Source organism: Nisaea acidiphila (assembly GCF_024662015.1).
GTDB lineage: Bacteria > Pseudomonadota > Alphaproteobacteria > Thalassobaculales > Thalassobaculaceae > Nisaea > Nisaea acidiphila.
This window is the reverse complement of sequence record NZ_CP102480.1, coordinates 455882-477582: the sequence shown is the minus strand read 5'-3', so window position 1 is coordinate 477582 and position 21701 is coordinate 455882. Positions and strand designations below refer to the sequence as shown.

The following is a 21701-nucleotide window of genomic DNA, read 5'->3' as shown; positions in this document are numbered from 1 at the left end:
CCCTAACCTTGCTGGTGTCGAGATAAAAGATGACTGTGTTCATCATTCGCCGTCTGCTTCAGGCGGCGCTCGTCGTGCTCATTATGTCGCTCCTGGTTTTCGGCGGTGTCTTCCTTGTCGGGGATCCGGTCGAGATGCTTGTCAGCGACGATGCCGACCAGGCGGAGCGTGAGGCGATCATCAAGTCGATGGGCCTCGATCTGCCTTTCTACATGCAGTATCTGCGTTTCATCGGAAACGCGCTGCAAGGCGATATGGGCAGCTCCTTCGTGTTCCAGGAGCCGGCGATGCAGCTCATCGTCGAGCGCATGCCCGCGACCTTCGAGCTTGCCTTCGCGGCGCTCTTCATCGCCGTCGTGATCGGGATTCCGCTCGGGATCTATGCCGGCCTGAAGCCTGATTCATGGGTTTCCAAAACGATCATGACCGGGTCCATCCTAGGCTTCAGCCTGCCGACCTTCTGGGTCGGGATCATGATGATCCTGCTGTTCGCCGTGATGCTCGGTCTGCTGCCGTCCACGGGACGCGGCGACACCGTTGAGGTGCTCGGTATCGATATCAGCATCCTGACCTTGGACGGGCTGTCACATGTCCTGATGCCGGCGGTCAACCTCGCCCTCTTCAAACTGTCGATGGTGATCCGGCTGGCGCGCGCGGGGACCCGCGAAGTGGTCCACCAGGATTACATCAAGTTCGCCCGTGCAAAGGGCCTGAGCGAAGCGCGGATCATCGGCGTTCATCTCTTCAAGAACATCATGATCCCGGTTGTGACGGTGCTCGGTCTGGAATTCGGCGGCCTGGTCGCTTTCTCGGTCGTGACCGAGACCGTGTTCGCCTGGCCGGGAATGGGCAAGCTGCTGATCGACTCGATCAACTTCCTCGACCGCCCGGTGATCGTCGCCTACCTGATGTTCATCGTGATGCTGTTCGTGGTCATCAACCTCATCGTCGACGTGCTCTATTCCGTTCTGGATCCGAGGGTCCGCCTGCAGGAGATGAAATCATGACGGCCGTTCAGGACGATGCCGGGCTCGGCGCCGCCGGGCGGGAAAAGAAAGTCGCCGAGGTGGAGACGCCGTTCCGACGTTTCCTTTCCGATTTCGCGGAAAACAAGATCGCCGTCTTCGGCGCGTTCGGTGTGCTGCTCGTGGTTATCATCGCGCTGCTCGGTCCGCTGATCTCGCCGACCGATCCGTACGATCTCGCTTCGGTGACCTTCATGGACAACCTGCTTCAGCCGGGCGAGAAGATGGGCAGCGGCGTCACGGCCTTTCTCGGTACCGACGGGCTCGGCCGGGATATGGTCAGCGCCATGATCTACGGCCTCAGGATCAGCCTCGGCGTGGGGATCGGCAGCGGTATCATCGCGCTCCTGATCGGCGTCACCTTCGGTCTCAGCGCGGCCTATTTCGGCGGCAAGGTCGATACCGTGATCATGCGCGTCGTCGATATCCAGCTGAGCTTTCCGGCGATCCTTGTGGCGCTGGTGCTGCTCGCGACCCTCGGCAAGGGCGTCGACAAGATCATGGTCGCCTTGGTTGTCGTGCAGTGGGCCTATTATGCGCGGACCGTGCGCGGCTCCGCCCTTGTGGAGCGGCGGCGCGAATATATCGAGGCGGCGACCTGTCTCGGCCTCTCCAAGCCGCGCGTGATTTTTCGTCACATGCTGCCGAACTGCATGCCGCCGCTGATCGTGGTCGCCACCATGCAGGTTGCGCACGCGATCTCCCTGGAGGCGACGCTTTCCTTCCTTGGTCTCGGCCTGCCGGTGACCGAACCCTCGCTCGGGCTGCTGATCTCGAACGGGTTCGAATACATCATGAGCGGCAAGTACTGGATCAGCGTCTATCCGGGGCTGGCCCTGCTGTTCACGATCGTCACCATCAATCTCGTGGGCGACCGTCTGCGTGACGTTCTCAATCCGCGCCTGCAGAAATAGGACCGAGGTCAATGAGCGAACTACCGACCCTCGAGGTCCGTAATCTCCAGACCCACTTCTTCACCAAGGCCGGTGTGGTGAAGGCGGTGGACGATGTCAGCTTTTCCGTCGGCAAGGGCAAGATCCTGGGCCTCGTCGGCGAGTCCGGCTCGGGCAAGACCGTGACCGGGTTCTCGATCCTCGGGCTGGTCGATGAGCCGGGCCGGGTGGTCGGCGGGGAGATCCTCTATCGGGGGGAGAATCTCGTCGGTGCCAGCGACGAGCGGATGCGCCAGCTCCGCGGCAACAACGTCGCGATGATTTTCCAGGATCCGATGATGACCCTGAACCCGGTCCTGCGTATCGACACGCAGATGATCGAGGCCATCAAGGCGCATCACAAGGTGACCGACGACGAGGCCCGCCAGCGGGCCCGCGATGCGCTGGGACAGGTCGGCATCCCGTCTCCCGACGAACGGCTGAAGAGCTATCCGCACCAGTTCTCCGGCGGCATGCGGCAGCGCGTGGCGATTGCGATCGCGCTGCTGAACAAGCCGGACCTGATCGTCGCGGACGAGCCGACGACGGCGCTCGACGTCACGATCCAGGGACAGATCCTCTACGAGGTGCAGAAGCTCTGCGCCGAAACGGGGACAGCGATGATCTGGATCACCCATGACCTTTCGGTCGTCGCCGGTCTCGCGGACGAGGTGGCGGTGATGTATGCCGGCCGCGTGGTCGAGTTCGGCGAGGTCGACGATGTGCTGGATGCGCCGATGCATCCCTATACGGCGGGCCTGATCGGTTCCGTGCCGAGCCGCAATGCGCGCGGCAAGAGACTGGAGCAGATTCCCGGGATGACGCCTTCCTTGCTGAACCTTCCGGCGGGTTGCGCCTTCTCCGCGCGTTGCGGTCACGCGACGCCGACCTGCGAACAGGCGCCAGTGCTTTCCGGTGCCGCCGGCGGACGGCAGATCCGCTGTCATCACCCGCTTGTGGCGGAGGCTGTCTGATCATGGCGATGGAAATGGACAAAGCAGCGACGCCGATCGTGCAGCTCGACGGTATCTCCAAGCGCTTCACCAAGCATCTCGACCTGGCCGCGAAGATCGGGCAGCGCCTGGGGGCCAATGTGCGCGAGGAAACCGTGCATGCGGTCGATAATGTTTCGCTCTCGATCGCCGACGGCGAGGTGGTGGGGTTGGTCGGGGAGTCCGGCTGCGGCAAGTCCACGCTCGGCCGCGTGGTGGCCGGCGTGCATGCGCCGAGCGACGGGACGATGTTCTATCGCGGGCGCAATGTCTCGGATCTGCGCGGCGCGGAAGCGCGCGATGCGCAGCTGAAGATCCAGATGATCTTCCAGGATCCGATGAGTTCGCTGAACCCGCGGCTGCGCGTGCGGGACATCATCGGCGAGGCGCCTCGCGTGCACGGCATCGTTTCCCAGAGCGAGGTCGAGGATTACGTGCAGTCGGTGATGCTGCGGGTCGGGCTCGACCCGAGCTATGTCCGGCGCTATCCGCACCAGTTCTCCGGCGGTCAGCGCCAGCGCATCGGCATCGCCCGCGCGCTCGCCGTGAAGCCGGACTTCCTGGTCTGCGACGAGTCCGTCGCCGCGCTCGACGTTTCGATCCAGGCCCAGGTCCTGAACCTGTTCATGGACCTGCGCGAGGATCTGAACCTCACCTATCTCTTCATCAGCCACGATCTGGGTGTGGTCGAGCATCTCAGCGACCGAGTCGTGATCATGTATCTCGGCCGCGTAGTCGAGAGCGCGCCGACGGACGAGCTGTTCCGCGAACCGAACCATCCCTACACGAAGGCGCTTCTGGACGAGGTGCCGCGGCTGGACACGCGCAAGCGCACCTTTGTCCCGATCAAGGGCGAGATCCCGTCGCCGATCGATCCGCCGCCCGGCTGCCACTTTCATCCGCGCTGCCCGCACGCGACGGAGCGCTGCCGGGTCGAACAGCCGGCGCTCAGGGAAATCGCGCCTGGCCGAATCTCTGCCTGTCATCTGAACGATGGTCTCTGAAAAGGCGCCGGGTCCCCGGGTCCGGCGTATCCCCAATGTCCTGACAGAGCACTTGCCTAGAGGCGAGGCGGTTCCGGTGCTGTTCGACTCTCCGCATTCGGGGCGCACCATCCCGCACGACTTCGTGACCCGGGTGAGTCTTTCCGATCTTCGGACCGGGGAGGACGCCTTTGTCGACGAACTGGTTTCGGGTTGTCTCGGGCACGGGATCGGGCTTGTCGCGGCGGAGTTTCCGCGGACCTATATCGATGTGAACCGCGGCGACGACGATATCGACGAGTCCATGCTGGACGCTCCATGGCCCGGAGGCGCTGTGCCGACGGACAAGAGCGTTCGAGGCATGGGGCTGATCCGCCGCGAGATCCTCAAAGGTATCCCGATTTACGACGGGCCGCTCTCGGTCGCCGAGGTCGAGAGGCGGATCGAGGAGTTCTACCGCCCATACCATGCCGCCGTGCGGGCCGGATTGGACCGGCTTCACGCTGCGCATGGCGCCGTTTGGCATGTCGACTGGCATTCAATGAAACCGGTCGGCGCCAAGATGAATGTCGATGCAGGTGCAAAGCGGCCCGATTTCGTGGTCAGCGACTGCGAGGGGCGGACGGCGGCGCCGGAATTCGTCGAGGCGGTCGCGGGCTGGCTGAGAGCGCGCGGATATTCGGTCTCGGTGAACGATCCCTACAAAGGCGCGGAAATGATCCGCCGGTTCGGCGATCCGTCTGCCGGACGCCACTCGATCCAGATCGAAATCAACCGGGCTCTCTATATCGATACCGAGCGGATGACCCGGAATGGCGGGTTCTCTGGTCTGAAGCGGGATCTTGATGCGTTCTCGGCCTGGCTGGCCGGATATGCGGGAGAGAGGTCGGCCTAGTCGTTCTGGCCCAGTGCCTTGCGGTGCGCTTCTTCGATCTTCTGCAGCTTTTCGATCTTCGCCTGGGCACGCTTGGCAAGGCGCAGATATTGCGCGGCTTTCCTTCTGCGCTCTTCGAGATAAGCGTTCAGGTCATTGGTTTCGAACGGACCATCCGTGTCCACATTGTCCCAGTAATCGGTCATCCCTCATTCCCCACAAACGTAGAGTTCCGATCTCGCAGGCCGACAGCAACATACCCTTGTATTGGTAATCAAATCGTTAACGCCCCGACAGTCGATGTGGGATAGTCCGATTGATTGCCCGTTCATGTTTCCCCGGAATGGCTGTCCTGCCGGGCTATGAGGCCCATGGCGGCAGCAATCAGGCCAGCGGTCGTCAGCGCTCCCAGGCCGTCGATATCCGCTTCCGGAACATATTCGACGAAGTCCATCGCCGCGATATTTCCGCGTTCCGCTGCGCCCTTAAAAAGATCAAGCACATGGTGGTAAGCGAGCCCGCCGGGGGTGCGGCCGATGACGCCTGGGACGAGCGACGGATCGAGCGCATCGACATCGGTGCAGACAACAATCTCCGTTCCCTCCGGGATCAGGTCCAGCACCGGCGCGATGCCGTCCCGGTGAATGTCGTGCGCGGTGAAGAAACGCGCGCCCCAGGCGACCGCGTCCTGGTAATCGTCCGTATGGGCGGAGCCGATGCCGCGCGCGCCGACCTGGAGGATCCTCTCGATATGCGGCATCTCGGACGCCCGTCGCATGGTCGACGAGAGACCGTACTCCTCCCCCATATGATTTCGCCGCCAGTCGATATGGGCATCGATCTGCAGTACGGTATAGCGCTCGCCGGTGGCGGCGAGCGCATCGAGCATGGGAATCGGCACGGAATCGTCGCCACCGACGAGGATCGGAACGGCGCTGCTGCCGACGACTTTCCGGACGGTGTCGGAAATGACCTCGCGGTTCCGGGCAAAATCCGCTTCATCGAACGGGAGGTTGCCGCAATCCACGGCACGGCGGCTACCTGTCGGAAAGATCGGTCCGCCGAGGTCGAAATTATGCCGGTCGACATTCGCGGTGAGGGAGGATGTGGCCTTCCTCAGGGCATCCGGTGCATTCCGGCAATAGGCGCCAACCGATCCATAAGGCGTTGCGCCGGGCGCTCCGATAAAGGCGGAAGAGCCCTCGGCGCGGCTCGGATCGCTGCATTTTTCGATGCCGAGAAAAGTTTCGGCTGGCGTCGCTCCGAAGAGCGCACCGAGATCGGGCTTGTCTGTCATGCGGTATCAGGGCGCGAACTGCTCTTTCAGAACGCGCTCTTCCAGATTGTGTTGCGGGTCGTAGAGCAGGGTGAGCTTGACGGAGCGGTCCTCGCGCACGCGGACGCGGACGACATCGCGGACTTCCGTCGAATCAGCAGTCGCGCTGACCGGGCGCTTGCCGGGATTGAGAACTTCGAATTCGATCTTCGCTTCGTGCGGAAGAAGGGCGCCGCGCCAGCGCCGAGGCCTGAAGGCGCTGATCGGCGTCAGCGCGAGAACACCCGCGCCGAGGGGGATGATCGGGCCATGCGCCGAGAGGTTGTAAGCCGTGCTTCCTGCCGGGGTCGCGACGATCACTCCGTCACAGACCAGCTCCTCAAGGCGCACGGTGCCGTCGATGGTGATCCTGATTTTTGCGGCCTGCGCCGTCTGACGCAGCATGGAGACCTCGTTGATCGCGAGCGCCTGCTCGACGGTCCCGTTCTCTTTCTCCGCATCCATGCGGAGCGGGTGCAGCGTCACCTGTTCCGCCGCCTCGATCCGCGCTTCGAGATCGTCGGGCGAGTATTCGTTCATCAGGAAGCCGACGGTACCGCGGTTCATGCCGAAGACCTTCACCGGCCGATCGAAATTGTCGCGCAACGTGTCCAGCATCTGGCCGTCGCCGCCGAGCGCGACGATGACATCCGCCTCGGCATGCATCACGTTGCCGTAGCGCGCTGTCAGGGCGGCATAAGCTTCCTGCGCGTCCGGCGCTCGGGAGGCTGTGAAGGCGATCTTCATGCGGGGCAATATCCTTCAGGATCCGGGCCGGGATGCCCGGGAATGCGCGAGACGGCCTCAACGGCCTTTATTCGTCTGGTGCGACTATGCATGATCCGTCGGGCATGATCCACGTGCAATCGACTGCCGACCGTGCGGCGTTGCGCGTTCCGGAACCGGGGGGCTTCTAGATGAAATTGTTTGGTAAATTGACGATGACGGCCATTGCGGCGCTTCTGCTTGTGTCGGCATCGCTCCCGGCGTCGGCCTCGTCGAGGCACGCGGGTTATTATTATCCGGATACCGTGAGCGAGGAGCAGTACGTCTCGAAGGCGCAGAAGATCCCCCAGGCGACGCGGGAAAGCCGCCTGGCTTTCGTTTCGGGCGTCGCGAAGAGTGTCAGCGAGCGTCCTTACCCTCCGCAGCGGGCGATGTTCGCCAAGGGAGGGGATGCGGAGAAGCTGATCATTGTCAGCCTCTACGACGACCATATGACCACGCTCGCACAAGCCCGCGCAGTCTTGGCCCTGATGACGAATGTCGCTCGAACGACAAAGATTCTCCGCGAGCTCCAGGTTGAGTCGCTCTTCAATTTTCTCGATTTCTGCAAGATGCTGGGCTTCACCGAGCTGACCATCAGCGACGGGAGAACCTACGCCCATCGTTTTGTCATCGAGTGACCGACGCGACGTCTAGCGCAGCAGATAAAGGCAGAGCAGCATCGACCGTGGGTCGAGACCGGACATGGACACCCGACAGCCGGCGCAGCGGGAGCCGAGTACGGAAAAGGCACTGAGCGGCAACTGGAACTGCATCTGCCGCAAGGCAAAGCTCTGAAGTTGTCGGGAACGGTGTCTCATGATCCGGGATCCACGGCCATCTGCTGAAACCGTATAGACGCCGGGTTATGCGATACGTGAAGCCAAGCGGCGGATTTATCCGCCTGTGACGCTCATGTGGCGGCTGACCGCAGGGCCGTTATGCCGGCGGTCGATGATGAAATCGTGGCCTTTCGGCTTGCGCGCGATGGCCTCCTCGATCGCGGCGACGAGCGGCGCATTGCTCTCGCTCTCGCGCAGCGGCGCGCGCAGGTCCGCGGCGTCGTCCTGACCGAGGCACATATAGAGCGTGCCGGTACAGGTGAGGCGCACCCGGTTGCAGCTCTCGCAGAAATTATGGGTGAGCGGCGTGATGAAACCGAGCCGCCCGCCGGTCTCCCCGACCTCGACGTACCGGGCGGGGCCACCGGTCTTGTAGTCGATATCTTTCAGCGTGAAGCGTTCGGCGAGTTTCGCACGGACCATCGAGAGCGGCAGGTACTGGTCAAGCCGATCCTCGCCGCCGATATCGCCCATCGGCATGACCTCGATCACGGTCATGTCGTCGCCATTGTCGCCACACCATTGCAGCATGTCGCCGAGTTCGGTGTCGTTTACGCCCTTGAGCGCGACGGCATTGATCTTGATCGCCAGCCCCGCACGTCTGGCGATCTCGATGCCTTCGAGCACCTGGTCGAGCCGGCCCCAGCGGGTAATCTTCTGGAACTTTTCGGGATTCAGCGTGTCGAGCGAGACGTTCACCCGCCGCACGCCGCAGTCATAGAGTTCCTGAGCGAAGCGACCGAGCTGACTGCCGTTCGTGGTGACCGTCACTTCCTCGAGCGCTCCGCTTTCCAGATGGCGTCGCATGTTGCGGAAGAGCGTCATGATATTGCGGCGGACGAGGGGCTCGCCGCCGGTAAAGCGGAGCTTCTTAACCCCGAGATCGACAAAGGTTGAACAAAGCCGGTCCATCTCCTCCAGTGTCAGGAGGTCCTTCTTCGGCAGGAAGGTCATGTTTTCCGACATGCAATAGACACAGCGGAAATCGCAGCGGTCGGTTACTGAAACCCTGAGATAGCTGATGTCGCGTCCGAACGGATCGAGCATGTCTTCTCCCTGATGGCCGGCGGATCTTTCGCTAGGCCGATATGCACGACCAGATATAGCGCCCGACTTTGCCATCTTCAATATTGCGCCGATATGACGAAACGTCGAGGTCGCGCTTTACCGCGATGTGGATTGCCTGATGCCGGAGCACTGCCCATAGTTAGCTCATGAAGCAAGACATTCCGGACTATCTCGTCGGGCCACATCCGGACGACCCACGCCTGACGCGGCGCCTTACCGGCCTCGATCATGAGGGGCGGGAGCAAGAGATATCCGTCATCATGGAGCGGCCGTTGACGATTTTTCTGAACGGTCAGGAAATCGTCACCGCGATGACCATAGGCGATTTCCCGGACTATCTCGCCGTCGGCTACCTGCTGAACCAGAACATGCTCCGGCCGGACGACGTACTTACCGGTATCGAGTATGATGAGGACCTCGAGCTCGTCGTGGTTCGTACCGAACGCGAAACGAATTACGAAGAGAAACTGCAAAAGAAGATTCGCACGTCCGGCTGTGCGCAAGGCACGGTATTCGGCGATCTGATGGAGAAGTTCGAAGATATCGAGCTGCCGGAAGATGCAGTGCTTCGGACTTCCTGGATCTATGCATTGTCGCGGCAGATCAACAACACGCCGAGTCTCTATCTGGAAGCGGGCGCGATCCATGGATGCGTGCTTTGCCGCGAAGACAAGCCTCTGATCTATATGGAGGATGTGGGCCGCCACAATGCCATCGACAAGATCGCGGGCTACATGTTCCTGAACAGCATCGATCCGGCCGACAAGATTTTCTACACGACGGGGCGGCTTACCAGCGAGATGGTGATCAAGACGGTACAGATGGGGATTCCGATCCTGATTTCTCGCTCGGGTTTCACGGCCTGGGGCGTCGATCTCGCGCGCGAAGCCGGAATGACGCTGATCGGGCGGGCCAAAGGCAAGCGGTTCATTGCTCTCTCGGGCGAGGAGCGGCTTGTCTATGACGCAGACCTCTCCTCGGTCAGTGAGGAGCCGGCCCGGAGCGCGCGAAAATCAAGTGTGGCCGGCGATGCCGATTGAGCGGCAAGACATCGTCGGGGTGTTGCTGGCCGGCGGTCAATCGCGCCGCATGGGCGGTGGCGACAAATCACTGAGGATGCTCGCCGGACGCCCGATCCTTTCGCACGTCATCGAACGGGTGCGGGGACAGGTCGGAACGATGGTGCTGAATGCGAACGGTGACCCTTCGCGCTTTTCCGACTTCGGCCTCCCGGTCGTGGCGGATGTCATCCCCGGACACCAGGGGCCGCTGGCGGGAGTACTGACGGGGATGATGTGGGCGAAAGAGCATGTCCTCGACGCGGAATGGATCCTCACGGTGGCCACCGATGCCCCGTTTGTTCCGGAGGATATTGCAGGCCGCCTTACGGCGGCGATCGAGGCCGAAGGGGCGGATCTTGCCTGCGCGGAGTCCGGGGGGCGAAACCATCCGGTCATCGGTCTCTGGCCGGTGCGGCTCGCCGGAAATCTCCGGAGCGCGGTGCTGGATCAGGAGATTCGCAAAGTTGACCGTTGGACGGCGAATTTCAGGCTTTCCGTTGTCCATTTTGCCGACGAGCCAACCGATCCATTCTTCAATATTAACCATCCGGATGACATTCAAAGGGCTGAAAATGCTTTGAAATTAGCGATAAAATAATTGCTTTGTTTTCGATTTTTAATAGACGTACTTCTCAAGAGCGGCGCTTAGGTGTAAGAACTGTAAGGAAATTTCTCTCTTCTCTGTCTTGGCGGAACATCATGCCGCAACTTGTTTCGACCTTCCTGATGGCAGTGGCCCTCTTCGGCCTGACGGCCTGCTTCGGCGAAGAGGAAAAGCCGGGTCCCAAAATGGACCACATCAATGTCCGCAACGACTCTTCCACGGAAGCGCGGGTCAGGGTGAAACTCTGGACCGAGGATATTCTCGTCGTATCCGCCGGCGATTCAGGGAAAATGGAGTTCAAGGCCGGGTCGCGCACAGTTCAGGTGGAGGCACGCAGCCGCAAGCAATGGGACGATTGCTGGGTTACCATGCAGGTCGGCGAGACTCTCGTCGTGTCCGATGCCGGCGAGCGCATCGGCTGTTCCGTCGAATAACCGGCCGTTAGACGGCCGAAAGCAGAACCTGGCGTCCGAAAGGCTTGAACGCCTTCACGCCGTCGCCTCTTGCGATCACTGTTCTTGTAGTTTCCCGGTCTTCGACAACGAAGCCTGCCAGCCTCTGGATGCCGTAGGCATATAGAGAGGGGGAAAGCGGAGTTCCCGGGCCGACCAGGCTGACGCAGCAGCCGGAGGCAAGGCGGAGCAATCCCGCGAGGGACCCGTTGCTCCATGCCGAGGCGGTGACGACGAGCGTGTCCGCGCCCGGGATGACGTACGGTGCGGCATCGGACGGCAAATCGTCCGGCCCCGGGTTTTTCTCCAGCACGATCGCCCCCGGCCGTTTGCGGGCGAGCTCGGGGAAGCGGCCCACGATTACCGTGCGGCCGCCTTCTCTGCCGGGCTCGGAGAGCAGGCCATCATCGGCCGAGAGCCCGTCCAACCGCTGGATCCCGGCATTGACGGCGGCGCAGGCGAGGGTGCGTTCGGTTCCCGCGGTTTGCCGCAATCCCGCAGCAAGCAGGCGCAGAGGCGTTCCAACGAGTCCTTTGAAATCAGGTTCGGATGAGGGGCCGGCCGCTCCGCCTGCAAGCATCGGCATGGCCGCGAGTCCGACCGAGTTCTTCGTCTCGACCATCGCCCAGCGAGATCCGACGGTAATGTCGGTGACAGGCGTTTCCGGAGTGTTTCGGAGCAGTTCCTCGTCCATGCGCTCCGGTCCCCACCAATCGAACAGGTTCTCCGCAAGGACCGGAGCGGGTCTGATCGCGAAGATTTCGCTGCAGGTGACGAATAGGGACGCCGGGCCGCGGATTAGGAGCGGGATTTCGCGCCTTTGCGCTTCGGCGACGACGCTCTGAAAGCTTCCGGGAACCGTCTCGGAGGTCGAGGAAAAATCAATACTGATAAGGTCCGGCGTAAGTCCGGAGATGGGCTCTCCGGGCCCGGGCGTTGCGACCGCCCACTGTCTCCGTTCAAGATGAGAGAGAAACGCTTCGGCGGCGCTGTTCGTTCCGGTTTCGGTCTCGGATATGACCCACGCGGGCGACAATCGGGGTAGGGGCATCATGAGCGCAGGAATTCCTTGCCCCTGAGACATTCTCAGGCGGGGACAGATGACTTAGCCGAAGCGGGCGGCGCGCCGCTCCTCGACCATTCCGTCGGCGTCGACCAGGTCGACCTTTGCGCTGTTGATCAGTTGCTTGCCGCGATGTTCGAAATTCACCGTGACACGATCTCCAACGACCGACTGTATCTGCCCAATTCCCCAGTCCGGTTCATCCGCCAGCAATACGAAACTTCCAGGTGTCAGAAAATTGGACATCTAACCCTCTTGATAGTTGCGTCCCGATGCTGTCGCGTCACTTAAGGAGACGCGATTAATAAATTGTGAAGGAAAGCGGAATCAAACTTCAACAAGTTTCGATGTGATGCCATTCGCAAATGCGGAATAAAGGCGCGACAGAGATGTGTGATAAGGTGCCGGTCTGAGGGCCGGGCGCCATGGGGCAGGAAACATGAACGAAGATATGAGCTTGATTGATATACTTTTATCGCGGCTTTTCCATGATCTCGTCAGTCCTGTGAGCGCCACGGTAAACGGCGCCGAGTTGATATCCGACCTCGGGGCGGATGGAGGCGGGGATCTCGGGCAGGAAGCGCTGTCGCTGATCGGCAGTAGCGCGCGACAGGCCTCCGAGCGGCTTTCCTTTTTCCGAGTCGCCTTTGGCGGCGCCGGATCGACGGACGATCATTCGCTCGCGGACGGTGCTGCTCTCGCGCAGCCTTACCTCAAGGCCCGCAAGATCGCTTTTGAGCTCGAATGCGCGCAGGAACCGAAGCTTGTCCGTCCGCCGCTGGGGGGCGTCAAAGCTGCTCTCGGATTTATCTGTGCTCTCTGCGAATGCCTGCCGCGAGGCGGTACGATCTTGTTGAGCGCGGGCGATGGCGGCGGCGAAAGAATGTCACTCATTGCGAGCGGCGACGGTGCCAACCTGCTGCCCGATGTTGCGTTTGCTCTGGAGGAGGACGCCGTGGCCGATGACCTTACGAGCAAGTCGGTGGTCGCCTACGTTGCGGCCCGCAACGCCCGCAGGTTCGGCCTCGGTTTCGGGGCCGAAGAGGCCGGGGGGAAAGTCGAAGTAAGGTTGTGGAAGCTGTGACAAGCCAGGCTCTGGCCAGCCATTTGGCGCACAGGTCGTTTCCTTAAATGGGTTAACGCTTTTTTTATTGGTTTGAACTAGGGTTAGTCCGTCTCAGTCATAGGCGTCCCCGGATGGTTTGCATATCGGCATATCCGAGGAGCCGGCGGCGGCCGAACGAGGAAGTGTGGGGTTAGATTTATGGATGAGCTACTCAGCGAGTTCTTGACCGAAACGTCCGAAAGCGTCTCGGAACTCGATGTCGAACTGGTTCAACTGGAGCAAAATCCGAACGATCAGGCTCTGCTCAGTAACATTTTCCGCTTGGTGCACACGATCAAAGGCACCTGCGGGTTCCTCGGTTTGCCCCGGCTGGAGGCCGTCGCGCACGCGGCGGAAAATGTTCTCGGCAAGATCCGCGACGGTAGCCTCGAGGTTTCGGCCGACGCGATCACGCTCATTCTCGAATCCTTCGATCGGATCAAGTGGCTGCTCTCGTCTCTTGAGGAGAACGAGGTGGAGCCGGAAGGCGACGATCAGGATCTGATCGACCGTCTGAACGTCGTTGCCGAAGGCGGCGCGCTCAGCGATGCCGGTGCGGCGCCCGCCGCCGAGCCGGAAGCCGACGTGGACGTTGCGCCGCAGGAGCCGGAGCGCGAGCTGAAGCCGGGTGAAGTAAGTCTGGACGAGCTGGAGCGCGCCTTCATGGAAGCGCCGGGGCCGGAAGACATGGCTGGAGGCGATGCCGAGCCGGAAGCCGAGGCCGAACCCGTCGAGGCGGAAGCCGAGCCGGAGCCCGCACCGCCGGCTCCGAAGCAGGAAGTCGCTGTCAGCGGCGGTCAGAACGTCGCTAAGCAGCAGCCGGAACAGGATAAGCAGGTTCGCGAGTCCGCGGTTGCGAACCAGACAATTCGTGTGAATGTCGATCTGCTCGAAAACCTGATGACCATGGTCAGCGAGCTGGTGCTGACCCGTAACCAGCTGATGCAGATCTCCCGCAACGAAAAGGACAGCGAGTTTACTGTCCCGCTGCAGCGTCTCAGCCAGGTGACTTCCGAACTGCAGGAAGGCGTGATGAAGACGCGCATGCAGCCGATCGGCAACGCCTGGTCGAAGCTGCCCCGTCTTGTCCGCGACCTGTCGCTCGAACTGGGCAAGAAAATCGACTTGCAGATGCTCGGTGCCGATACCGAACTCGACCGTCAGGTGCTTGAGCTGATCAAGGATCCGCTGACCCACATGGTGCGCAACTCAGCCGACCATGGCATCGAGGACGGGCCGGACCGCCTAGCGGCAGGCAAGTCCGAAGGCGGCACCATTACCCTGAACGCCTATCACGAAGGCGGCCATATCATCATCGAGATCAAGGACGACGGTAAGGGCCTCGATCCGGAGAAGATCAAGGCCAAGGCGGTCGCCAACGGTCTGGTTGCCGAGTCCGAAGCAGACACCCTGTCCGAGCAGCAGATTCAGCAGTTCATCTTCCGTGCAGGTTTTTCCACGGCGGCCCAGGTCACCTCGGTCTCCGGGCGTGGCGTCGGTATGGATGTCGTGCGCACCAATATCGAGAAGATCGGCGGCACGATCGAGCTGAAGTCGGTCTTCGGCAAGGGCTCGACCTTTATCATCAAGATCCCGCTGACCCTGGCGATCGTGTCGGCTCTCATCGTCGAAGCCGGCGGCGAGCGTTTTGCCATTCCGCAGCTCAGTGTCGTCGAACTCGTGCGGGCCTCCAACAACAGCGAGCACAAGATCGAAGAAGTCCAAGGCACGCCGGTGCTGCGCCTGCGCAACCGCCTGCTGCCGCTGGTATCGCTTCGTCGCATGCTCCGTCTCGATGACGAAGCGGAGGAAATGCCGCAAGAGACGTTTATCGTTGTCCTCCAGGTCGGTACCTATTCCGTTGGGATCATGGTCGACCGGGTGTTCGACACCGAGGAAATCGTGGTCAAGCCGGTTGCGCCGATCCTCCGGAACATCACGCTCTTCTCCGGGAATACCATTCTCGGCGACGGCAGCGTGATCATGATCCTGGACCCGAACGGTATCGCCGCCGCGAGCGGGGAGCTCAAGATGGTCGACGAAGATACGAAGGACACGGCCCGCCAGCTGGCGCATCGCTCCGACGTCTCGTCGCTGCTTCTGTTCCGTGCCGGCGGCCAGAGCCCGAAGGCCGTGCCGCTCGCCCTGGTCGCGCGTCTGGAAGAGATCGATCTTGCGTCGGTCGAGTATTCCGAGGGCCGGCCGCTGGTGCAGTATCGCGGCCAGCTGATGCCGCTCATCCCGATGTTCGAGGACAAGGAACTCGAGAAGGAAGGCCGCCAACCGGTTCTGGTCTTCACCGATCACGACCGCTCGATGGGCCTGATCGTCGACGAGATCGTCGATATCGTCGAGGACCGGATCCACATCGAAGTCCGTCCGGACCATCCGTGGCTGATGGGCAGCGCCGTGATTGCCGGCAAGGCGACCGAAGTCATCGATGCCGGTTATTATCTTACGCAGGCTTATGGTGACTGGTTCGGTTCCGCCGACTCCGACAGCCAGGAGCCGGATGTGACGAAACGGGTTCTCCTGGTCGATGACAGCGCTTTCTTCCGCAACCTGATCAAGCCGCTTCTGTCCGTCGCGGGATACGAGGTCACTGTCGCGGAGCAGGCCGAAGCGGCCCTGGAGCTTTGCGAGAATGGCGGCGAGTTCGACGCCATCATCAGCGACATCGAAATGCCGGGCATGGACGGGTTCGAATTGACCAAGCGCCTGCGCTCGATGGAGCGCTGGGAGGAGACGCCGATCATCGCGCTTTCCTCGCACACCGGGCCGCGCGATCTGGACCGGGGCCGCGAGGTCGGCTTCACCGATTATATCGCCAAACTTGACCGTGACGCGCTGCTGGAAACGCTGGCGCAAACCATCGACGCGTGAGGGAGTGATGACGGATTTACCTGCGACCCAATCCACCGGGCAAAGCCTTGTCGCGCTGGGTGAACTGAAACAGTTCGTCTCGATCATGATCGACAAGCAGCTCTTCGGAATCCCCGTTCTCCAGGTGCATGACGTGCTCGGTCCGCAGCGGATCACCCGCATCCCGCTGTCTCCGAAGGAGGTGGCCGGCTCGCTCAATCTGCGCGGCCGAATTGTGACAGCGATCGACATCCGTAGCCGGCTGAATCTGCCGCCGCGCGAAGACGATGAAGAGGGCATGAGCGTGGTTGTCGAGGATCAGGGGGAACTCTACAGCCTGATGGTCGATTCCGTGGGCGAAGTGCTTTCGCTTGACGAGGCCATGTTCGAGCAGCATCCCTCCACGCTGAGCGAGAATATCCGAGAGGTTTCGACCGGCATTTATCGTCTTGACGATAGCCTCCTGGTCGTTTTCGACGTGCCGTCCGTATTGCGCTTCCAGGGTGAAGAGGCGGCTTAGTGTGCAACGCTCGAAAGAGTGTGTAACAATCTGCTCGTGACGATTCGCGGAGCTGTTAGATGAAGACTTGTCTGATCGTGGATGACTCCAAGGTCGTTCGTATGGTGGCGCGGAAAATTCTCGAAGAGCTTAAATTCGAGACATCGGAAGCCGAAGACGGTCAGGTTGCCTTGGATGCCTGCAAGGCCGCATTGCCGGACGCGGTTTTGCTCGACTGGAACATGCCCATCATGAGCGGCATCGATTTCCTGCGCGAATTGCGAAAACTTCCGCAAGGCGACCGCCCTCTCGTGGTGTTCTGCACCACGGAGAACGACATGGCGCATATTCAGGAAGCACTTGCCGCGGGGGCGAATGAGTACATCATGAAGCCCTTCGACAGCGAGATCATTGAAACCAAGTTTTCTCAGATCGGATTGCTCTAAATGCGCGGACAGAGCGCGTCCGCGGAAGCCAAGCCGCGGTCGAAAGACCCGTATCGGGTCATGCTGGTGGATGATTCCGCGGTTATCCGCGGATTGTTTACCCGGTTTCTGGAAGCGGATCCGGACGTCAAGATCGTTGCGTCCGTCGGCGACGGGCAGCGCGCGATCGATACCCTGAAGAATAATGACATCGAGATTATTGTTCTGGATATCGAGATGCCGCGCATGGACGGTATCACGGCTCTTCCCGAACTACTGAAGGTCGATCCGAAGGTCCAGATCGTCATGGCCTCGACCCTGACGGCCCGTAACGCGGAAATCTCTCTGAAGGCGCTCTCCCTCGGTGCGCGGGACTATCTGACGAAGCCGAGTTCGACGTCGGAAATGACCGGCGCTGCGGACTTCCCAAGCGATCTTTTGAGTAAGGTGAAAGCGTTCGGTGCGCAGCGCCGCCGGAAATCCGGCGCCGCGCCGCCCTCCGGCGCGACTGCGACGGCACGCGCTGCGGCATCGGGTGCTCCCGCTGCCGCGCCCCGGGCCGGAACCGCGCGAACGACGGCCAGGCCCACCGCAGCTCCGGCTTCCGGGAATATCTCGCTGCGCAAGCCGAGCGGCCGGAAACCCGATGTGATTGCGATCGGGAGTTCCACGGGCGGCCCTCAGGCGCTCTTCCGCGTACTGTCGGATATTCCGAAGACCACCCGGTTGCCGATTTTCGTTACCCAGCATATGCCGCCGACCTTCACGACGATTCTTGCTGAGCACATCACGAAATCCTCCGGTTGGGTCTGCTCCGAAGCCAAGTCGGGCGATGTAGTCGCACCAGGACGGATTTACCTCGCGCCGGGCGGCTATCATATGACCGTCAAGAGCGAGGGTACGGACAAGGTCATCGCGCTGAATCAGGATCCGCCGGAGAATTTCTGTCGGCCAGCGGTCGATCCTATGATCAGAAGCCTCATCAAAGTCTATGGCCGTGTCCTTGCGGTCATCCTGACCGGAATGGGGCATGACGGCCGGGAGGGGTGCCGGGCTGTCGTTGAAGCGGGTGGTGACGTGGTAGCGCAGGATGAGAATACGAGCGTCGTCTGGGGTATGCCGGGTGCGGTTGCGCAAGCGGGACTGTGCTGCGAAGTTCTCCCGGTTGCGGATATCGGCGCCAGCGTCCAGCGGTTGGCGAGGGGGTAGGCTGGTATGAACAGCTCAGATTTCGAATTCCTTTCCGGTTTGCTGTACAAGCAGTCCGGCCTCGTGCTGACGCCGGACAAGGGGTACCTGTTGGAAACCCGTTTGCAGCCGGTGGCCCGCAGCCACGGTCTGAACTCGATTGAACAGATCGTCTCGACGCTGAGGACCCGGCGGGACGAGCGTCTGGTAAACGCGATCACCGACGCGATGACGACGAACGAGTCGCTCTTTTTCCGCGATCGCACGCCGTTCGAGCAGTTCAAGACCGTCGTTCTGCCGACGCTGATGGAGTCACGGGCCGGCAAGAAGCATATCCGGATCTGGAGCGCGGCGTGCTCTTCGGGGCAGGAGCCCTATTCGCTTTCCATGGTTCTTGACGAACTCGGAGCGAAACTCGCGGGCTGGCGGATTGAGATCGTTGCGACGGATATTTCCAGCGAGATGATTGCCCGTGCCCGGTCCGGGGTTTATTCGCAGTTCGAAGTTCAGCGCGGCCTGCCGGTCCAGCTGCTGGTGAAGTATTTCCAGCAGGATGGCGATCGCTGGCAGTTGAACGAGAAGATCCGCCGCATGGTGACATTCCGCGAGTTCAACCTGCTGCAGGATCCGCGGTCGCTCGGCAACTTCGATATCGTCTTCTGCCGCAATGTGCTGATTTATTTCGACCAGGACACCAAGCGTCAGGTGCTTGACGGTATCGCCCGGCAGATGTCGCCGGATGGCTATCTCTATCTCGGCGGCGCCGAGACGGTTATCAGTATTACCGATAAGTTCCAGCCGGTTAAGGGACAGCGCGGGATGTATATGCCGAGCGCTGCGGCCGGTCAGAAGGCTGCCATCTAGGGCTTTCTGGTTTCCGGGGGCTTTCTAGTTTCCAGGCAAAAGAAAACGGGCTGAACCGTATGGTTCAGCCCGTTTTCTTTCGCAGGACCCCCAGCCTTATTCGGCCGGTTCCTTGACTTTCGCCTTTTCGCTCACAGTATCTTCGTCCGGATCGCGCAGGACGTAGCCGCGGCCCCAGACGGTCTCGATATGGTTGGCGCCGCCGGTTGCCTTCGAGAGCTTTTTGCGGAGTTTGCAGACGAAGACGTCGATGATCTTCAGTTCAGGCTCATCGATCCCGCCATAGAGATGGTTCAGGAACATTTCCTTGGTCAGGGTCGTCCCTTTGCGCAGGGAGAGCAGCTCGAGGATAGCGAATTCCTTGCCGGTCAGATGAACCGGCTTGCCCCCGACTTCCGCGCTTCGAGTTGTGAGGTTGACCGAGATCGGACCGGTTTCGATAACCGAGTCCGAATGACCCTTGGAGCGGCGGATGATCGCCTGCATCCGCGCGATCAGTTCCCGCCGATCGAACGGTTTGGTCAGATAGTCGTCGGCGCCGAAACCGAGCCCCTTGATCTTGTTATCCATTTCCGAGAGACCGGAGAGGATGAGGATCGGCGTTTCGACCTTCGAGCTGCGCAGACGGCGGAGGACCTCGTACCCGTCGAGATCCGGAAGCATCAGATCCAGCAGGATGATGTCGTAATCGTAGAGACGACCGATCTCGAGACCGTCTTCGCCGTGTTCGGTCACGTCGACGACAAAGCCTTCAGCCTTGAGCATGAGCTCGATGCTTTGCGCGGTAGCCGTATCGTCCTCTACAAGGAGTACTCGCATAAGACCCTCCCTAAAAATGAATTATCATAAACGTTAACGCCGTCTGATAAACAAACAGTTAACTCGAAGCCCTGACCGTCGAAAAGGTGCCAGATAGCTGTCTTGATGGTACGATTAACAAAATAGGTTAGCGGCAGGTGCCGAAAAGGGCCGGATGCCGGATCGGAGACCCTTACGTGGCGACAGCGCTCGGAAATCTCGCATCTGAAATCGACAAGATCGCTGAGTTCCGCCTTTATGGGCGGGTAACGGCGGTGCTCGGCATGATGGTCGAGGTTGGCGGTGTGGATCGTGCGCTCTCGATCGGCGACCGTCTGCATCTGCAGGCCCGCGGCGGGAAGCGAGTCAGCTGTGAAATCGTCGGTTTCAAGGACGGGCGGGCACTGGCGATGCCGTTCGGAGCACTTGACGGAATCGGTATCGGGAGCCGTGCGGAAATCTCCGATGCCGCTCCGGTAATCTATCCGCACGAAGGCTGGCTCGGCCGCGTCGTCAACGCCATGGGCGAGCCGGTCGACGGCAAGGGGCCGCTCGGCGACGGGCCGAAGGGCTGTCCTGTGAAGACCCAGCCGCCGCCCGCGCATGCTCGCCAGCGTGTCGGCGAGAAGCTCGATCTCGGCGTGCGCGCCATCAACACTTTCATCTCGGTCTGTAAAGGCCAACGCATGGGCATTTTCGCCGGTTCCGGCGTGGGCAAGTCCATGCTGATGTCGATGATCGCCCGGTTTACTCTCAGCGAGGTGAACGTCATCGGTCTGATCGGCGAACGCGGACGCGAGGTGCAGGAGTTCATTCAGGACTATCTGGGCGAGGAAGGGCTGGCCCGCAGTGTCGTCGTCGTCGCGACCTCGGACGAGTCGCCGCTCATGCGCCGGCAGGCGGCGCATCTCACCCTTGCCGTGGCGGAGTATTTCCGTGACGAGGGCAAGACCGTGATGTGCATGATGGACAGCGTCACCCGCTTCGCGATGGCCCAGCGCGAGATCGGACTTGCAACGGGCGAGCCGCCGGCTTCCAAGGGCTATACGCCGACTGTCTTTGCCGAATTGCCGAAATTGCTGGAGCGCGCCGGCCCCGGGACCGGGGACGGTTCGATCACCGGTCTCTTCACGGTCCTGGTCGAGGGCGACGATCACAACGAGCCGATCTCCGATGCGGTGCGCGGGATTATCGACGGGCATATCGTGCTCGAGCGCGGCATCGCCGACCGGGGGCGCTATCCGGCCATCAATATCTTGCGCAGCGTCTCGCGGACCATGCCCGACTGCAATACGGCCGAGGAGAACGCATTGGTCCGCCGGGCCCGGGCATTGATGGCGACCTACGACAATATGGCGGACATGATCAGGCTCGGTGCTTATCGGAAAGGCAGCGACCCGCAGGTGGATGAGGCGATCCTCTATCACGAGTCGCTGGAGCGGTTCCTCTCGCAGGACAAGAACGAACCCGCTTCCCTTGAGTCCGGGTATCACCAACTCGACGCGATCCTCTCCATGATCGGCGAGGCGCCGCCGGAGCCCGGTGACGACGAGGAGCAGGCTGAGCCGTGAGCCAGTTCGAGCAGCTAGTTCGGCTCCGGACCTGGGAACTGGACGAAAAGCGCCGTGCGATGGGTGTGCTCCTGGAGGAAGAGGCGGCAATGATCGCCGAGACCGAGGAGATGGACCGCGAATTCGAGCGGGAGAAACAGGCCGCCGGCGGCTCTCTCGAAGCGCGGCGGACGCTTGAGGCCTACATGGTCCATTTCAAGCAGCGTGAGCAGGCCCTGGCCGGACGGATCGCGCAGAAGCGCACGGAAATCGATGCCGCCAACGAAGAGGTTCTGGATGCCTATCAGGAGCTTCGCAAGGCGGAAGCGGCGCAGGAACAGCATGAGGCCCGCGAGGCGGAGCGCGTCGCCCGGCTTGAGCAGATGGAACTCGATGAGATCGCGCTCAACATGATGAAGCGCCGCGAGGGATAG

At 61.3% G+C, this 21701-nt stretch carries 25 protein-coding genes; 17 read left to right on the top strand and 8 right to left on the bottom strand.

All coding sequences use genetic code 11. From position 1 onward, the window contains the following. The first annotated feature begins 29 nt into the window (after window positions 1-29). From NUH88_RS02370 to NUH88_RS02350, 5 genes are all read left to right on the top strand, one after another. Window positions 30-1007, top strand: a complete 978-nt coding sequence (locus NUH88_RS02370; RefSeq protein WP_257769731.1) for an ABC transporter permease — start codon at window positions 30-32, stop codon at window positions 1005-1007. Continuing rightward, window positions 1004-1939: an ABC transporter permease gene (locus NUH88_RS02365; protein WP_257769730.1), complete on the top strand. Its 936-nt coding sequence runs from the start codon at window positions 1004-1006 to the stop codon at window positions 1937-1939. The genes NUH88_RS02370 and NUH88_RS02365 overlap by 4 nt, the downstream gene beginning before the upstream one ends. Before the next feature lie 11 nt (window positions 1940-1950). Next, window positions 1951-2931, top strand: coding sequence for an ABC transporter ATP-binding protein (locus NUH88_RS02360; protein ID WP_257769728.1), 981 nt, complete (start codon window positions 1951-1953; stop codon window positions 2929-2931). A 2-nt stretch (window positions 2932-2933) separates the two neighbouring features. Next, on the top strand, window positions 2934-3953 hold the full coding sequence (locus tag NUH88_RS02355) for an ABC transporter ATP-binding protein (protein ID WP_257769726.1): 1020 nt from the start codon (window positions 2934-2936) through the stop codon (window positions 3951-3953). A gap of 76 nt (window positions 3954-4029) precedes the next feature. Further along, on the top strand, window positions 4030-4827 hold the full coding sequence (locus NUH88_RS02350; RefSeq protein ID WP_257769725.1) for an N-formylglutamate amidohydrolase: 798 nt from the start codon (window positions 4030-4032) through the stop codon (window positions 4825-4827). Here the strand turns inward: NUH88_RS02350 and NUH88_RS02345 are convergent. The 3 genes from NUH88_RS02345 to NUH88_RS02335 form a co-directional block, all read right to left on the bottom strand. Continuing rightward, window positions 4824-5012, bottom strand: a complete 189-nt coding sequence (locus tag NUH88_RS02345) for a hypothetical protein (protein ID WP_257769723.1) — start codon at window positions 5010-5012, stop codon at window positions 4824-4826. The two genes, NUH88_RS02350 and NUH88_RS02345, sit on opposite strands and share 4 nt — an antisense overlap. A gap of 122 nt (window positions 5013-5134) precedes the next feature. Continuing rightward, window positions 5135-6103, bottom strand: coding sequence for an arginase family protein (locus NUH88_RS02340; protein WP_257769722.1), 969 nt, complete (start codon window positions 6101-6103; stop codon window positions 5135-5137). Window positions 6104-6109: 6 nt separating this feature from the next. After that, window positions 6110-6868, bottom strand: coding sequence for an NAD kinase (locus NUH88_RS02335; protein ID WP_257769721.1), 759 nt, complete (start codon window positions 6866-6868; stop codon window positions 6110-6112). A 194-nt stretch (window positions 6869-7062) separates the two neighbouring features. Between NUH88_RS02335 and NUH88_RS02330 the strand changes: the two genes are divergently transcribed. Beyond that, a complete protein-coding gene (locus tag NUH88_RS02330; RefSeq protein ID WP_257769720.1) occupies window positions 7063-7527 on the top strand; it encodes a molybdopterin-guanine dinucleotide biosynthesis protein A in 465 nt (154 codons plus the stop codon). Window positions 7528-7539: 12 nt separating this feature from the next. Here NUH88_RS02330 and NUH88_RS02325 read toward each other — a convergent pair whose 3' ends face one another. Both NUH88_RS02325 and moaA read right to left on the bottom strand, forming a co-directional pair. Continuing rightward, window positions 7540-7707 carry a hypothetical protein gene (locus NUH88_RS02325; RefSeq protein ID WP_257769719.1) on the bottom strand — a complete coding sequence of 56 codons (168 nt, stop codon included), beginning with the start codon at window positions 7705-7707 and terminating at the stop codon, window positions 7540-7542. A gap of 75 nt (window positions 7708-7782) precedes the next feature. Continuing rightward, window positions 7783-8775 carry a GTP 3',8-cyclase MoaA gene (moaA, locus tag NUH88_RS02320; protein WP_257769718.1) on the bottom strand — a complete coding sequence of 331 codons (993 nt, stop codon included), beginning with the start codon at window positions 8773-8775 and terminating at the stop codon, window positions 7783-7785. Between the two features lie 167 nt (window positions 8776-8942). Between moaA and NUH88_RS02315 the strand changes: the two genes are divergently transcribed. The 3 genes from NUH88_RS02315 (at window position 8943) to NUH88_RS02305 (ending at window position 10895) form a co-directional block, all read left to right on the top strand. Then, a complete protein-coding gene (locus NUH88_RS02315; RefSeq protein ID WP_257769717.1) occupies window positions 8943-9836 on the top strand; it encodes a formate dehydrogenase accessory sulfurtransferase FdhD in 894 nt (297 codons plus the stop codon). After that, complete coding sequence (gene mobA, locus NUH88_RS02310) at window positions 9826-10455, top strand: molybdenum cofactor guanylyltransferase MobA (RefSeq protein ID WP_257769716.1); 630 nt, start codon at window positions 9826-9828, stop codon at window positions 10453-10455. Before NUH88_RS02315 ends, mobA begins: the two co-directional genes overlap by 11 nt. Window positions 10456-10556: 101 nt before the next feature. Beyond that, window positions 10557-10895 (top strand): hypothetical protein, encoded by a 339-nt coding sequence (locus NUH88_RS02305; protein WP_257769715.1) that lies wholly within the window; start codon window positions 10557-10559, stop codon window positions 10893-10895. Between the two features lie 7 nt (window positions 10896-10902). Here the strand turns inward: NUH88_RS02305 and NUH88_RS02300 are convergent, their stop codons facing one another. Both NUH88_RS02300 and NUH88_RS02295 read right to left on the bottom strand, forming a co-directional pair. Continuing rightward, window positions 10903-11607, bottom strand: a complete 705-nt coding sequence (locus NUH88_RS02300) for a Rossmann-like domain-containing protein (protein WP_257769714.1) — start codon at window positions 11605-11607, stop codon at window positions 10903-10905. Window positions 11608-12018: 411 nt separating this feature from the next. Further along, window positions 12019-12222 carry a DUF3553 domain-containing protein gene (locus NUH88_RS02295; protein WP_257769713.1) on the bottom strand — a complete coding sequence of 68 codons (204 nt, stop codon included), beginning with the start codon at window positions 12220-12222 and terminating at the stop codon, window positions 12019-12021. A gap of 193 nt (window positions 12223-12415) precedes the next feature. Here NUH88_RS02295 and NUH88_RS02290 point away from each other — a divergent pair, with 193 nt between their 5' ends. The 6 genes from NUH88_RS02290 (at window position 12416) to NUH88_RS02265 (ending at window position 18919) form a co-directional block, all read left to right on the top strand. Further along, the gene (locus NUH88_RS02290; RefSeq protein ID WP_257769711.1) at window positions 12416-13060 is read left to right on the top strand and encodes a histidine phosphotransferase family protein; all 645 of its coding nucleotides are present in this window, start codon (window positions 12416-12418) and stop codon (window positions 13058-13060) included. 180 nt (window positions 13061-13240) lie between these two features. After that, a complete protein-coding gene (locus NUH88_RS02285) occupies window positions 13241-15964 on the top strand; it encodes a hybrid sensor histidine kinase/response regulator (protein ID WP_257769709.1) in 2724 nt (907 codons plus the stop codon). 7 nt (window positions 15965-15971) lie between these two features. After that, window positions 15972-16463, top strand: coding sequence for a chemotaxis protein CheW (locus tag NUH88_RS02280; RefSeq protein WP_257769708.1), 492 nt, complete (start codon window positions 15972-15974; stop codon window positions 16461-16463). 59 nt (window positions 16464-16522) lie between these two features. Beyond that, the gene (locus NUH88_RS02275) at window positions 16523-16888 is read left to right on the top strand and encodes a response regulator (RefSeq protein ID WP_257769707.1); all 366 of its coding nucleotides are present in this window, start codon (window positions 16523-16525) and stop codon (window positions 16886-16888) included. Further along, window positions 16889-18076 (top strand): protein-glutamate methylesterase/protein-glutamine glutaminase, encoded by a 1188-nt coding sequence (locus NUH88_RS02270; protein ID WP_257769706.1) that lies wholly within the window; start codon window positions 16889-16891, stop codon window positions 18074-18076. 6 nt (window positions 18077-18082) lie between these two features. Continuing rightward, window positions 18083-18919, top strand: coding sequence for a CheR family methyltransferase (locus NUH88_RS02265; RefSeq protein ID WP_257769705.1), 837 nt, complete (start codon window positions 18083-18085; stop codon window positions 18917-18919). A 96-nt stretch (window positions 18920-19015) separates the two neighbouring features. Here NUH88_RS02265 and ctrA read toward each other — a convergent pair whose 3' ends face one another. Then, window positions 19016-19738, bottom strand: coding sequence for a response regulator transcription factor CtrA (gene ctrA, locus NUH88_RS02260; RefSeq protein ID WP_257769704.1), 723 nt, complete (start codon window positions 19736-19738; stop codon window positions 19016-19018). A 176-nt stretch (window positions 19739-19914) separates the two neighbouring features. On the opposite strand from ctrA, the gene fliI reads away from it, so the two are divergent. Then, on the top strand, window positions 19915-21288 hold the full coding sequence (gene fliI / locus NUH88_RS02255) for a flagellar protein export ATPase FliI (RefSeq protein WP_257769703.1): 1374 nt from the start codon (window positions 19915-19917) through the stop codon (window positions 21286-21288). After that, window positions 21285-21701 carry a flagellar FliJ family protein gene (locus NUH88_RS02250; RefSeq protein ID WP_257769702.1) on the top strand — a complete coding sequence of 139 codons (417 nt, stop codon included), beginning with the start codon at window positions 21285-21287 and terminating at the stop codon, window positions 21699-21701. Before fliI ends, NUH88_RS02250 begins: the two co-directional genes overlap by 4 nt.

Bases quoted from the DNA above. Each gene is read 5' to 3' on its own strand.
- NUH88_RS02370 (WP_257769731.1), top strand. From the start codon at position 30: ATGACTGTGTTCATCATTCGCCGTCTGCTTCAGGCGGCGCTCGTCGTG.
- NUH88_RS02365 (WP_257769730.1), top strand. From the start codon at position 1,004: ATGACGGCCGTTCAGGACGATGCCGGGCTCGGCGCCGCCGGGCGGGAA.
- NUH88_RS02360 (WP_257769728.1), top strand. From the start codon at position 1,951: ATGAGCGAACTACCGACCCTCGAGGTCCGTAATCTCCAGACCCACTTC.
- NUH88_RS02355 (WP_257769726.1), top strand. From the start codon at position 2,934: ATGGCGATGGAAATGGACAAAGCAGCGACGCCGATCGTGCAGCTCGAC.
- NUH88_RS02345 (WP_257769723.1), bottom strand. From the start codon at position 5,012: ATGACCGATTACTGGGACAATGTGGACACGGATGGTCCGTTCGAAACC.
- NUH88_RS02340 (WP_257769722.1), bottom strand. From the start codon at position 6,103: ATGACAGACAAGCCCGATCTCGGTGCGCTCTTCGGAGCGACGCCAGCC.
- NUH88_RS02335 (WP_257769721.1), bottom strand. From the start codon at position 6,868: ATGAAGATCGCCTTCACAGCCTCCCGAGCGCCGGACGCGCAGGAAGCT.
- NUH88_RS02330 (WP_257769720.1), top strand. From the start codon at position 7,063: ATGACGGCCATTGCGGCGCTTCTGCTTGTGTCGGCATCGCTCCCGGCG.
- NUH88_RS02325 (WP_257769719.1), bottom strand. From the start codon at position 7,707: ATGAGACACCGTTCCCGACAACTTCAGAGCTTTGCCTTGCGGCAGATG.
- moaA (WP_257769718.1), bottom strand. From the start codon at position 8,775: ATGCTCGATCCGTTCGGACGCGACATCAGCTATCTCAGGGTTTCAGTA.
- NUH88_RS02315 (WP_257769717.1), top strand. From the start codon at position 8,943: ATGAAGCAAGACATTCCGGACTATCTCGTCGGGCCACATCCGGACGAC.
- mobA (WP_257769716.1), top strand. From the start codon at position 9,826: ATGCCGATTGAGCGGCAAGACATCGTCGGGGTGTTGCTGGCCGGCGGT.
- NUH88_RS02305 (WP_257769715.1), top strand. From the start codon at position 10,557: ATGCCGCAACTTGTTTCGACCTTCCTGATGGCAGTGGCCCTCTTCGGC.
- NUH88_RS02300 (WP_257769714.1), bottom strand. From the start codon at position 11,607: ATGGACGAGGAACTGCTCCGAAACACTCCGGAAACGCCTGTCACCGAC.
- NUH88_RS02295 (WP_257769713.1), bottom strand. From the start codon at position 12,222: ATGTCCAATTTTCTGACACCTGGAAGTTTCGTATTGCTGGCGGATGAA.
- NUH88_RS02290 (WP_257769711.1), top strand. From the start codon at position 12,416: ATGAACGAAGATATGAGCTTGATTGATATACTTTTATCGCGGCTTTTC.
- NUH88_RS02285 (WP_257769709.1), top strand. From the start codon at position 13,241: ATGGATGAGCTACTCAGCGAGTTCTTGACCGAAACGTCCGAAAGCGTC.
- NUH88_RS02280 (WP_257769708.1), top strand. From the start codon at position 15,972: ATGACGGATTTACCTGCGACCCAATCCACCGGGCAAAGCCTTGTCGCG.
- NUH88_RS02275 (WP_257769707.1), top strand. From the start codon at position 16,523: ATGAAGACTTGTCTGATCGTGGATGACTCCAAGGTCGTTCGTATGGTG.
- NUH88_RS02270 (WP_257769706.1), top strand. From the start codon at position 16,889: ATGCGCGGACAGAGCGCGTCCGCGGAAGCCAAGCCGCGGTCGAAAGAC.
- NUH88_RS02265 (WP_257769705.1), top strand. From the start codon at position 18,083: ATGAACAGCTCAGATTTCGAATTCCTTTCCGGTTTGCTGTACAAGCAG.
- ctrA (WP_257769704.1), bottom strand. From the start codon at position 19,738: ATGCGAGTACTCCTTGTAGAGGACGATACGGCTACCGCGCAAAGCATC.